The 11,822-nt window shown below is 41.5% G+C and carries 12 protein-coding genes; 5 read left to right on the forward strand and 7 right to left on the reverse strand.

Going from position 1 to position 11,822, the window contains the following annotated elements; all coding sequences use genetic code 11:
• Positions 1–2: 2 nt before the first annotated feature.
• Positions 3–602 carry a ribonuclease HII gene (gene rnhB, locus ABZP26_RS11085; protein ID WP_335674625.1) on the reverse strand — a complete coding sequence of 200 codons (600 nt, stop codon included), beginning with the start codon at positions 600–602 and terminating at the stop codon, positions 3–5.
• Positions 592–1,749 (reverse strand): lipid-A-disaccharide synthase, encoded by a 1,158-nt coding sequence (gene lpxB, locus ABZP26_RS11090; RefSeq protein ID WP_138560609.1) that lies wholly within the window; start codon positions 1,747–1,749, stop codon positions 592–594. Before lpxB ends, rnhB begins: the two co-directional genes overlap by 11 nt.
• Positions 1,750–2,041: 292 nt before the next feature.
• Between lpxB and ABZP26_RS11095 the strand changes: the two genes are divergently transcribed.
• The 5 genes from ABZP26_RS11095 to cydC are packed head-to-tail and all read left to right on the forward strand — an operon-like array spanning position 2,042 to position 8,432.
• The gene (locus tag ABZP26_RS11095; protein WP_013465416.1) at positions 2,042–3,625 is read left to right on the forward strand and encodes a cytochrome ubiquinol oxidase subunit I; all 1,584 of its coding nucleotides are present in this window, start codon (positions 2,042–2,044) and stop codon (positions 3,623–3,625) included.
• The gene (cydB, locus tag ABZP26_RS11100) at positions 3,622–4,761 is read left to right on the forward strand and encodes a cytochrome d ubiquinol oxidase subunit II (RefSeq protein WP_368484947.1); all 1,140 of its coding nucleotides are present in this window, start codon (positions 3,622–3,624) and stop codon (positions 4,759–4,761) included. The genes ABZP26_RS11095 and cydB overlap by 4 nt, the downstream gene beginning before the upstream one ends.
• Before the next feature lie 12 nt (positions 4,762–4,773).
• Complete coding sequence (gene cydX / locus ABZP26_RS11105) at positions 4,774–4,938, forward strand: cytochrome bd-I oxidase subunit CydX (RefSeq protein ID WP_013465418.1); 165 nt, start codon at positions 4,774–4,776, stop codon at positions 4,936–4,938.
• Positions 4,928–6,703: a thiol reductant ABC exporter subunit CydD gene (gene cydD, locus ABZP26_RS11110; RefSeq protein ID WP_016899288.1), complete on the forward strand. Its 1,776-nt coding sequence runs from the start codon at positions 4,928–4,930 to the stop codon at positions 6,701–6,703. Before cydX ends, cydD begins: the two co-directional genes overlap by 11 nt.
• Positions 6,696–8,432, forward strand: a complete 1,737-nt coding sequence (gene cydC, locus ABZP26_RS11115; protein ID WP_016899287.1) for a thiol reductant ABC exporter subunit CydC — start codon at positions 6,696–6,698, stop codon at positions 8,430–8,432. Before cydD ends, cydC begins: the two co-directional genes overlap by 8 nt.
• Here the strand turns inward: cydC and ABZP26_RS11120 are convergent.
• From ABZP26_RS11120 to ABZP26_RS11140, 5 genes are all read right to left on the reverse strand, one after another.
• Complete coding sequence (locus ABZP26_RS11120) at positions 8,429–8,836, reverse strand: septal ring lytic transglycosylase RlpA family protein (RefSeq protein WP_013465421.1); 408 nt, start codon at positions 8,834–8,836, stop codon at positions 8,429–8,431. The genes cydC and ABZP26_RS11120 overlap by 4 nt on opposite strands.
• A 178-nt stretch (positions 8,837–9,014) precedes the next feature.
• Complete coding sequence (gene lpxA, locus ABZP26_RS11125) at positions 9,015–9,785, reverse strand: acyl-ACP--UDP-N-acetylglucosamine O-acyltransferase (RefSeq protein WP_013465422.1); 771 nt, start codon at positions 9,783–9,785, stop codon at positions 9,015–9,017.
• A 2-nt stretch (positions 9,786–9,787) separates the two neighbouring features.
• Positions 9,788–10,240 (reverse strand): 3-hydroxyacyl-ACP dehydratase FabZ, encoded by a 453-nt coding sequence (gene fabZ, locus ABZP26_RS11130; protein WP_008110974.1) that lies wholly within the window; start codon positions 10,238–10,240, stop codon positions 9,788–9,790.
• A 27-nt stretch (positions 10,241–10,267) separates the two neighbouring features.
• Entirely contained in the window at positions 10,268–11,290 is a 1,023-nt protein-coding gene (gene lpxD / locus ABZP26_RS11135) for a UDP-3-O-(3-hydroxymyristoyl)glucosamine N-acyltransferase (protein ID WP_016899285.1), read from the reverse strand.
• Between the two features lie 7 nt (positions 11,291–11,297).
• Positions 11,298–11,816, reverse strand: coding sequence for an OmpH family outer membrane protein (locus ABZP26_RS11140; protein WP_008467513.1), 519 nt, complete (start codon positions 11,814–11,816; stop codon positions 11,298–11,300).
• Positions 11,817–11,822: the final 6 nt, after the last annotated feature.

Here is an 11,822-nt window from a genome sequence, read left to right on the forward strand (position 1 = left end):
AATTACTCCTTACCCGAAAGCGCAAGCACACGCTGCACAGGTTTAAAGCTCTTGCGATGCTCATCTATCGCACCGTATTGTTCAAGCGCTGCAAAATGTGCCTTTGTGGGATACCCCTTATGCCCTGCAAAACCATATTGTGGGTAGCGTGCATCAAGTTCAATCATTTCATCATCCCGGGCAACTTTTGCTAAAATAGACGCGGCTGATATTTCAGCAACTAGGCTATCGCCTTTTACCACCGCTTGTGCGGGCATGGCTAATTTGGGTAAACGGTTACCATCAACAAATACAAATTCAGGCACTGTGCTAAGCGCTTCCACCGCGCGGCTCATAGCAAGCATGGTGGCCTGTAATATATTTAACTCATCTATTTCACTAGGGCTACAACGGCCAATGGCGTAACACAGTGCTTTTTCTTTTATTTCGATGGCTAATAATTGGCGCTTTTTATCGGTTAATTTTTTAGAGTCGGCAAGGCCAGTAATCGGTTTAGCGGGATTTAAAATAACAGCGGCTGTAACCACATCACCCACCAGCGGTCCACGACCAACTTCATCCACACCGGCTATTAAGGTTACATTGGGTCGTTCAATTTGCATCTATTAACTCCGCCACTGCATTTGCAGCTTGTTTACTTGCATCTAATCTAATTTTTTCATGTATGGCTAAAAAGCGTGCTTTTAATTCTTTATTATCGCTATTGAGCATAGGGGTAAGTGCTGCTGTTAAGTTAGCGACATTACACTCACTTTGTAAAAACTCTGGTACTAACTCTTCGTCTGCCAATAAATTGGGTAGCGAAAAATATTTAATATTAAAGGTAAATAAGGTTTTAAAAATCCAATAACTCATGGGTTTAATTTTATAACCAACCACCATTGGCTTTTTATATAACATGCCCTCAAGCGTTGCTGTACCTGATGCAAGCAATATAGCATCGGCGGCTTGCATAGCTAAATTTGATTGCCCATCCAGTAAGTTAACATTAAGTGAGGGCGCTGTGGCATTTAAAATAGCAATAAACTGCGCTTTGCGCTTTGCGTTCACCAGTGGCACCACGACTTTTAATGCAGGGTTCTGCGCTTGTAACTGCGCCGCTGTTTTTATGTAAGTTTCGCTTAACAAGCCCACTTCTGAGCCCCGGCTTCCGGGCAATAACGCTAACACCTTGTCATCAGCACTTAAGCCTAGTTGGCTGCGGGCTTGGCTATCGTCGTGCTCAAGTGCAATGTCGTCAGCTAATGTATGACCTACAAAAGTACACGGTACTTGGTGTTTGTCGTAAAATTCTTTTTCAAAAGGCAATAAAGCCAATACTAAGTTAGTTGCTGCACTTATAGTGTGAATACGTTTTTCACGCCACGCCCACACTGAAGGGCTTACGTATTGCACGGTTTTGATGCCTGCGTCTTTTAACGGTTTTTCTACACGTAAATTAAAATCCGGCGCATCAATGCCTATAAAAACATCAGGAGGGTTATCAATAAAGTGCTGTACTAACTGTTTGCGGATTTTTAGTAAACGCGGTAAACGGCCTAGGACTTCAACCAAGCCCATAACCGACAACTCATCCATATCAAACAGCGTTTTGCAGCCTTGAGCTTGCATTTTAGGGCCTGCAATACCTTCAAAAGTGGCATCTGGAAAGTGTATTTTAAGCGCTTTTATGAGCCCTTCACCTAAAATATCGCCCGACAGTTCACCTGCCACAATACCAATTCGTAGTTGTTTTTTATCTTTTTTCATTTGCTATTTTTTCACAAGTAAACCCGGCGTTCATGCCGATTAGTTTACCGTGTTTTAAGGCTAGGTTAAACGCTTAAAACACACCACTTTTTTCTAACTTACTCTTAATTGATCATTGCGTATTTTATAGACTGATGTAATGTCATAGTATATTAAAGTTTTCTAATATACATATTGACAAAAATTGTACAAACGCTAATAATGATGCAAACTTTCAGAAATTACTGAAAGTTTATTAAAACATTAACAATTGCTTTGTGCTGTCACTGCATCACAACCAAAGGAGCCAAAAATGATAGATGAAACCTTTGTGGATCTATCGCGATTACAGTTTGCTGTCACCGCTCTATTTCATTTTTTATTTGTGCCGTTAACAATCGGTATGACCTGGATTTTAGTTATCATGGAATCGGTTTATGTTATGACCGGTCGCGAAATTTATCGTGATATGACTAAGTTTTGGGGCAAGTTATTTGGTATTAACTTTGCTATTGGCGTGGCGACGGGCCTCACCATGGAATTTGAGTTTGGTACTAACTGGTCGTATTACTCGCATTATGTGGGTGATGTATTTGGTGCGCCACTGGCCATTGAAGGCTTAATGGCCTTCTTTTTAGAATCAACCTTTGTGGGAATGTTCTTTTTAGGTTGGGATAGGCTCTCTAAACGCCAGCATTTAGGGGTCACATTTTTAATGGCGCTGGGCACAAATATGTCTGCGCTGTGGATTTTAGTCGCTAATGCGTGGATGCAAAATCCAGTAGGGGCTGAGTTTAACTATCAAACCATGCGCATGGAAATGACTAGTTTTGCAGAGCTGGTATTTAACCCTGTAGCGCAAGTTAAATTTATTCATACTGTGTCTGCAGGTTATGTTGCTGCATCTATGTTTGTGCTTGGGATTAGTAGCTGGTACATATTAAAAGGACGTGATTTGGCATTTGCTAAACGGTCGTTCTCGGTGGCGTCTGGCTTTGGTTTAGCCTCTATTTTATGTGTTATTTTACTCGGTGATGAATCTGGCTACGAAGTCGGTGAAGTACAAAAAGTAAAACTCGCGACCATAGAAGCTGAATGGCATACAGAAGAAGCTCCAGCTGCCTTTACTGCAATAGGTTTCCCTGACTCAGAAGAGCAAGTCACTCATGCTGCAGTAAAAATTCCCTACGCATTAGGGATTATTGCAACACGCTCACTTGATGAGCAAGTGATTGGTATTTCTGATCTTGAGAAAAAACACGAAAAGCGTATTCGCAATGGCATGATTGCTTATGAATACCTAGAAAAACTTCGCGCAGGTGACGATACCCCTGCAAATATCGAAAAGTTTGATAACGTCAAAGATGATTTAGGCTATGGCTTATTACTTAAACGTTACACTCCTAATGTGGTAGATGCCAGCGAGGCACAAATACAACAAGCCGTTAAAGACTCCTTTCCTAAAGTGGGCCCTATGTTTTGGTCATTTAGGATTATGGTTGGCTGTGGCGTAATTATGCTTGGCGTGTTTATTCTCTCTTTTTATTACAACGCCCATCGTATTATTGAACAAAAACGTTGGTTGTTGTGGGCGGCGGTATTGAGCATTCCTCTGCCTTGGATTGCTATTGAATTTGGTTGGATTGTGGCTGAATATGGCCGCCAGCCATGGGCTATTTCTGAAGTATTACCGACCTTTTTAGCAACGTCATCGCTGACGGTAAATGATATTTTAATTAGCTTGACCGGTTTTATTGTTTTCTATACTGGATTGGCGATTGTTGAAGCATGGTTAATGATTAAATTTATTAAGCAAGGCCCAAGCTCCCTTCATACCGGTAAGTACCATTTTGAATTACCTGATCACAGCACGGCTGCTAAAGGAGAACTATCATGATTTTTGATTATGAAACATTAAAAATGCTCTGGTGGTTAATTATTGGTGTGCTGTTAATTGGTTTTGCCATTACCGATGGTATGGACATGGGCGTTGCCATGTTACTGCGTATTGTGGGCAAAACAGACAGTGAACGGCGTACCGTTATTAATACCATTGGTGCCCACTGGGATGGTAACCAAGTATGGTTTATTACTGCAGGCGGTGCTTTGTTCGCAGCGTGGCCTATGGTTTATGCGGCAGCGTTTTCTGGTTTTTACTTTGCCATGATGCTGGTGTTATTTGCATTATTTTTTAGGCCTCTTGGCTTTGATTATCGCTCTAAAGTTGACTCTAAACGCTGGCGTAATAACTGGGACTGGGGCTTGTTTGCCGGTAGTGTCATACCTGCGCTGGTATTTGGTGTCGCGTTTGGTAACTTGTTTTTGGGTGTACCGTTTAATATCGATAATTTATTAAGAGTCAGTTACCAAGGGTCGTTTTTTGCTTTACTTAATCCGTTTGCGCTCATTGCCGGCTTAGTTAGTATTACCATGTTAATTGCACACGCGGGAATGTGGCTACAACTGCGCACCGCAGATCAGGTCGCTGAGCGCTCAGGACAATACGGTCGCTACTCATTACTTGCCTTTATAGTGTTATTTGCGGCGGCTGGTGTGTGGGTTGCCAACCTAACGGGCTATCAAATTGTTTCTATGGGTGATACTCAAGGCCATGCAGATCCACTGGCAAAAGTAGTCACAACCGCCCAAGGCGCATGGCTTAATAACTACAGCGAACGCCCATGGACAATGACCTTCCCTATTTTGGCATTTGCAATGGCACTGTGTGCACTGCTGTTTTCTAAAGTAAATAAACCCGCTTTAGGCTTACTGGCAACCAGTGTGATGTTAATTGGAGTGATTATGACCGCGGGCGTTTCGTTATTCCCATTTATTATGCCCTCAAGCAACAACCCTGATATTAGCTTAACCATTTGGGATGCGGTATCAAGCCACAGAACACTCAATGTTATGTTTATTGCTGTGGTTATATTTGTGCCACTCATTTTAGCCTACACCACGTGGTGTTATGTAAAAATGTGGCGCAGAGTGACGGTTGATGAAATTGAAAACAACCCTCACGGCAGCTATTAAGGAGACTAAATTATGTGGTATTTCGCGTGGATTTTAGGTGTATTACTTGCCTGTACCTTAGGCGTAATAAATGTAATGTGGTATGAGTTTCATCAAAATAAAAACAGCATTGCTGATGATGAACAAGCCACCCATGATTTATTAAACGAGCATAATACAACTCATAATGACGACTAACCCCCGACCTAATCGCGCGCAGCAACAGTCTCTGCGCGCTTTTTTAAAGCAGCAAAGTAAGCCGGCAGCAATGTGGTTAAAGCTAAGCATTGCCCTAGGTACAGTTAATGCGATTTTAATGATTGCAGGCGCTTATTTACTTGCACAAACCATTCATGATGTGATGTTTGAAGGGCGTAATTTAGCCCAAGTAACCCACTTTTTATGGCCTTTAGCGGGTATTATTTTACTGCGCGCCATTTTTTTAGCGTTAAGTGAGCGCTTAAGCGCATTTGCAGCGCTTAAAATCAAATCGGCTATTCGCCAAACTTTACTCGATAAACTCACGCTACTTGGGCCAAGTTATATAGAGCAACACGGCCAAGGCGCTACGCTCAACACGCTGCACAATGGTGTAGAAGCTCTGCATGACTACTATGCAAAGTACTTACCAGGGGTTGCCTATAGTGCGCTTATTCCTCTGGCAATATTAGTGGTTATATTTCCGACCGATTATAAAGCGGGACTGATATTTTTATTAACCGCACCACTTATTCCGTTTTTTATGATTCTAGTTGGTCATAAGGCAGAAGCGCTTAACCAAAAGCGTTGGCAACAACTGGCGGTATTAGGCAACTACTTTTTTGACCGCATACAAGGGCTTACCCAACTAAAATTGTTTAATGCTACGCGCAAAGAGCTAAAGCAAATAGCCCAAATTTCAGATGATTTTAGGCATGCAACGCTAAGCGTGTTAAAAATTGCTTTTTTATCTTCTTTTGCACTGGAGTTTTTAGCCACAATTAGTGTGGCACTGGTAGCGGTTATTATTGGTTTTAGATTATTTTTTGGCACGCTCGATTTTGCAACCGGCTTTGTAGTATTGCTGCTAGCGCCTGAATTTTACTTACCGCTTCGCCAATTAGGCAGCCATTATCATGCGCGCTTACAAGGAATTAGTGCTGCTGCAGATATGCTAATCATTTTAAATGCACCACTGCCATCAAAAAATAATAACCACACAGCTCATATAAACATGGAGGGTAACAGCACTATCAGCGTCCATGATCTCAATTTTAGTTACCCTAATAGCAATGAGGGAATTAATAACATTAATTTAACCCTGCCAAGCACAGGACTAGTAGCCATTGTGGGAGCTAGCGGCTCAGGTAAGAGCACCCTACTTGATTGCATGCTTGGTTTTCACCCAGAAGTAATACAACACATATCCATTGACCAACAACCATTGACGACAGCCGATATAAGCCAATTACAACAAAACATTGCCTGGATCCCACAAAAGCCAACCTTATTTTTCGACACCATTGGCGCTAATATAAAGCTAGGTAACCCAGGCGTTTCAAATGCAGCACTTGAGCAGGCGGCGCAGCAAGCTGGTGCGCTGGAATTTATTAACGACTTACCTGATGGGTTTAACACCTTAATAGGTGAACAAGGCGAAGGGCTCTCTGGAGGGCAAAAGCAGCGTATTGCTTTAGCTCGTGCATTTTTAAAAAACGCCCCTATTTTAATGCTTGATGAGCCAACCGCTCATTTAGACAGTCAAACTGAACAGCTCATTCAAAACGCTATTGCTGAGTATGCAAAAGAACACTTAGTGATCACCATAGCGCACCGCTTAAATACAGTAAGAAATGCCAAACAACTTATCGTTATGGAAAACGGTGCCATCGCTCAGCAAGGCGACTTTATAACGCTCAGCCAGCAAGCTGGCGAATTTGCAAAGCTGCTGCAAACAGCGCAACATGGAGCGACTAATGACTAACTTTATTCGTTTACTTAAATTGTGCCGCCCTCATTATAAAGCGATGCTTCTAGGGACGTTTCTAGCGTCACTCACGGTGCTAGCTAATGTAGGCTTACTCGCTATTTCCGGCTGGTTTTTAGCTTCTATGGCTGCCGCAGGAATTGCAGGCGTCCATATGAACTACTTTACCCCAGCTGGCACCATTCGTTTTTTGGCGATTGTGCGCACCGCTTCACGTTACGCTGAACGCTTAGTTACTCACAACGCCACATTTTTATTGTTAAGTGAAATACGAGTAAATATGTTCGCCACACTCAGTAAACTTAATAATCTTGATTTGGCTATGAGCCGCAGTGCCGATTTAGTTAACCGCTTACAAAATGATGTAGACGCACTAGATAAATTTTATTTAAATGTGTTGCTGCCGATGTTGGTAGCCTTACTCACTGTGCCTATTATTATGCTGTTTATGTCTGCTTACAGCCCAAGTGTAGCCTTAATTTGCTTTACGGGTATCGTTGTTATTGGGGTGGTTATACCCGCTATATTGAGCAGACAATTAGATAAAAACAGCCACCAAGAAACATTACTCAGCGCCCAATTAAGAGCTGAGCTATCTGATACCTTAACGGGTCTTAGAGAACTAAATATTTACCAAGCTCGAAACCAACAACTCACTAAGTGTGATCAGTTAAGTAAGCAGTATAACCAGCAATTATTTATTCGTCATAAGGCTCTTGGCAATGCTGATGGTTTGAGCTTACTTATAGTGCAACTGGCTATGATCGCCAGCATTGTCACTATTGTGCCGCTGGTGTTTAGCGCCGAGATGGTAAATGTTGAATTGGCGATGTTGAGTTTGTTTGTACTGGCCAGTTTTGAAAGTGTATTGTTACTACCCAACGCGTTTATTGAACTACCTAATGTATTAAAAGCAGCTGAGCGACTATTTACCCTTGAAGATAAAGTACTGAATAAAAACGAGATACCTTCACAGGTTATTGATTCACATAATAAAAAATGGACACTTTCGCTAGATAAAATTAGCTACCACTATGGCCAAAAGCAGGCATTAAATAATGTGAGTTTTGAGCTACCTGCAAAGCATAAAGTGGCGATTGTTGGACGAAGCGGCAGTGGTAAAACAACCTTAGTGAATTTACTAAGCGGATTATGGCCTCTGCAACAAGGTGCAATTAGCTTACAAAACGAAAAAAGAACAATAAACCTGCATAATTTAAATAATGAAAGCCGTGCAAAAACATTAAATATTTTAGCGCAGCAACATCATATTTTTGATGGTACATTAAGCGATAATCTTGCCTATGCGGCACCTGATGCAACACCGCAACAAATGACAGCGGCGTTAAAACAAGCCGAGCTGGGTAACTGGTTTAGCGCGCTAAAAGAAGGCTTAAATACTTGTTTAGGCACAGGGGGACGCAGTGTCTCTCAAGGCCAGTCAAGACGCATTGCCTTGGCACAAGCGCTGCTGCAACAACCCGCCATTGTAGTGCTCGATGAACCCACTGAAGGGCTCGATAATATTTCTAAACAAGCCGTTATGAACAGTATTTTACAGCTAAAAGAGCATGCTAGTGTATTAACAATTACTCATGATCCAGCGTTGTTATCGCAAATGGATAGTGTCATCTGGTTAGACAGTGGACAAATCATCGCTCAAGGTTCACATCAACAATTGCTCAATGAACACCCTGACTATGTGGCGTTAACGACCCGCTTTTAGTCCTTAGCAGTATTACTTTTATCAATAACGGTGACCGTTACATCAATAACGCCGACTTTAGGGTCGGCTATTTTTTTAAACATCGCCTTAGATAAATCAATAATTCGACCCCGAATATAAGGCCCCCTGTCATTAATTCTGACCACTACAGACTTATTATTAGCAATATTGGTAACTTTCACTTTTGTACCAAATGGGAGTCTTAGGTGCGCAGCCGTTGCCGCCTGTTGGCTAAAACGTTCGCCATTAGCCGTGGTTCTGCCATGATATTTGTCTGCATAGAATGATGCTTTACCTCGCTCTGACATATCACTTTGTTGATTAATTATTTGCCTTGGCGCAGTACTACAAGCAGTTAACATAACCAATAGCATTGAAAGCAATACTAACTTTATCCGTTTCATTATTAATACTTTATAGGAAAATGTGTAGGGAGTGTAATAAGGTAAGCCTGAGTAGAGACTGAATTTAATAAACATAGCAACATGCACTTCATGGCTGAGTTATTAATCAAATATCAGCTAATAAAAAACCACCTTGATTACTCAAAGGTGGTTTTTTTATAAATTAAAATGCTCTTTATTAACGCACGATACCGCGCTCTGAGCTTTTAACAAAATCAATCATCAGCTGCACAGCAGGGTATTTTTCAGCGTCTTCTGAAAGCGATTCTATCGCTTCATCAACGCCTAGGCTCTTGCGATAAAACGCTTTGTACGCGCGGCGTACTGCCATTATCTCATCGCTTTCAAAACCACGGCGTTTCATACCTTCGGTATTGATTGCTGCAGGGCCTGCTGGCATCCCAATGGTGGTAACAAAAGGAGGTACGTCTTTATTTACACCAGAATACATACCAACAAATGCATGAGCACCAATTTTACAAAATTGATGCACACCTGAGTTACCCGCTAAAATAACCCAATCACCAACATGAACGTGACCCGCTACACTGGCATTATTTGCAAAAATAACGTTATCGCCAATCACCGCATCGTGTGCAACGTGAGTGTAAGCCATAAATAAGTTATTGCTACCTATTTTGGTAACACCTTCATCTTGGATTGTACCGCGATGAATAGTCGCACATTCACGAATAACATTATTGTCGCCAATAATTAAGCTTGTTGGTTCGTTGTTATATTTTTTGTCTTGGCAGGCTTCGCCCACAGAAGCAAACTGAAAAATATGGTTACCAGAGCCAATAGTAGCAGGCCCTTTAACAACAACGTGAGACTCAATAATACAGTCATCACCAATAACAACATCATTACCGATGTAACTGTATGGTCCAACTGACACATTGTTACCAAGTTTTGCACCCGGTTCGATTATTGCCGTAGCATGGATCACAATTAAAACTCTCTTCTAGCACACATGATTTCGGCGCTACACACTGTTTTGCCGTCAACTTTAGCTTCAGCCGCAAATTTCCATATGTTACGACGCTCTTTTAAAAACTTAACATGAAGATGCATGGTATCACCTGGCACAACCGGCTGCTTAAAACGAGCATTGTCTACGGCTGCAAATAGGTAAAGTTCGTTTTCACTACGATTTTCAACCGTTTTAAACCCTAATAGACCCGTTGCTTGTGCCATTGACTCTAATATTAGCACACCAGGAAAAATCGGCTGGTTTGGGAAATGGCCGGTGAAAATGGGTTCATTAATCGATACGTTTTTAATTGCATGTAACGATTCACCAGGGGTGAAATCTATAACGCGATCAATCAGTAGCATCGGGTAACGGTGCGGTAATAAACTTAAAATTTCTTGAATATCAAGGCTATTTAATTCGTTTGCCAAAATAGCATCCTTATTAGTGTTCAACGTTCATGACTTACTCAATGCTTCAAGCGCTTTTAGACGTGACTTCATGTCTGAAAGGTTACGCAAATGAGCAATTGATTTTCGCCATTCTTTGTTAGTCGTATGAGGCATACCGGATGAGTAAATACCCGGTTCGGTGATTGATTTAGTCACCATACTCATACCAGTAATTATAACACCATCACATACAGACATGTGACCGTTAATTGCGGTCATGCCGCCAATCTGGCAATTTTTACCTATGCTGACACTGCCTGCAAGTACAGTACAACCGGCAATTGCAGTGCCTGACTGAACTTCAACGTTGTGTGCTATTTGACACTGATTATCAATAATAACGTTACTGTGAATAATAGTATCATCGAGTGCACCACGATCTATGGTGGTGCTTGCACCAATTTCGACTTTATCGCCAATGATCACTGAGCCTAGTTGTGGAATTTTAAGCCACTGACCACGTTCATTCGCATAACCAAAACCGTCGCTGCCAATAACAGTATTCGCTTGAAATAAACAGTCTGCGCCAATCTCAACATCATGATAAACGCTCACACTTGACCATAGTTTGGTGCCTGAGCCTATTTTAACACGTTCACCAATAAAACTGTTCGGACCAATTTGTACGTTATCGCCAATCACAGCGTCAGCTTCAATTACAACATTCGCGCCTATGGCTGCGCTTTTACTGACTTGCGCACTGGCATGTATAACCGCACTTGGGTGTATACCACTAATGGCACTACGTGGCGTGGTATCCATTAACAGAGCGAGTTTGGCGTAATTCACATACGGATTGGCGACGATGATTTTGTTGCCTGAAAAATAAGGCGCATCCTCAGGACTCAGTATCACAGCACTGGCTTGTGTTGTTTCAAGCTGAGAGCGATATTTCTTGTTCGCTAAAAATGCAATATGCCCAGTCTGGGCATTTGCAAGTGTTGCTATTTTTTTAATTTCTAAAGCGCCATCACCTTGTAGCTCGGCGCTTAGAAGTTCCGCAATTTGCGAAAGCGTATAATTTTGCATAGATTAATTATTTCTTACTTACAGCGTCTACAACTTTTTCAGAAAGATCAGTTACTTCTTTAGGGTTAAAGTAAATTGTTGTGTCTTTTACTTTAACTTCGTCGAAGTCGCCTTTTTTAGCAATCTCTTGGATTGTTTCAATGATTAGAGTCTGAACTTTAGCCAACTCTTGATTTTGGCGTGATTTAATTTCTTGCTCTAGAGGACGACCTTTTTCAGCAAGATTTTTTTGCATACCTTGAATTTTATCACGTAATGCGTCTTTTTGGTCTTGACTCATTGTAGTGCTTTCACGCTTAAACTTTTCAGCTTCAAAGCGAATGTCACCTTGTAACTTTTCAAGCTCTTGACGACGCTCTGCAAACTCAGTTTGCAGAGACTGTTCAATTTTAGCCATTTGTGGAAGCTGCTTGTAGATTTCTTGCATATCTACAATACCCACTTTATGAGCAAAAGCGTTAACTGATGTACCCATCATAAGTGTAGCTAAAACGGCAACTGCTGTTGATTTGAATAATTTTTTCACAATAAA

Source organism: Pseudoalteromonas sp. SD03, from assembly GCF_040937955.1.
In the GTDB taxonomy this organism is placed as follows: Bacteria; Pseudomonadota; Gammaproteobacteria; order Enterobacterales; family Alteromonadaceae; genus Pseudoalteromonas; species Pseudoalteromonas tetraodonis.

Bases quoted from the DNA above. Each gene is read 5' to 3' on its own strand.
- rnhB (WP_335674625.1), bottom strand. From the start codon at position 602: ATGCAAATTGAACGACCCAATGTAACCTTAATAGCCGGTGTGGATGAA.
- lpxB (WP_138560609.1), bottom strand. From the start codon at position 1,749: ATGAAAAAAGATAAAAAACAACTACGAATTGGTATTGTGGCAGGTGAA.
- ABZP26_RS11095 (WP_013465416.1), top strand. From the start codon at position 2,042: ATGATAGATGAAACCTTTGTGGATCTATCGCGATTACAGTTTGCTGTC.
- cydB (WP_368484947.1), top strand. From the start codon at position 3,622: ATGATTTTTGATTATGAAACATTAAAAATGCTCTGGTGGTTAATTATT.
- cydX (WP_013465418.1), top strand. From the start codon at position 4,774: ATGTGGTATTTCGCGTGGATTTTAGGTGTATTACTTGCCTGTACCTTA.
- cydD (WP_016899288.1), top strand. From the start codon at position 4,928: ATGACGACTAACCCCCGACCTAATCGCGCGCAGCAACAGTCTCTGCGC.
- cydC (WP_016899287.1), top strand. From the start codon at position 6,696: ATGACTAACTTTATTCGTTTACTTAAATTGTGCCGCCCTCATTATAAA.
- ABZP26_RS11120 (WP_013465421.1), bottom strand. From the start codon at position 8,836: ATGAAACGGATAAAGTTAGTATTGCTTTCAATGCTATTGGTTATGTTA.
- lpxD (WP_016899285.1), bottom strand. From the start codon at position 11,290: ATGCAAAATTATACGCTTTCGCAAATTGCGGAACTTCTAAGCGCCGAG.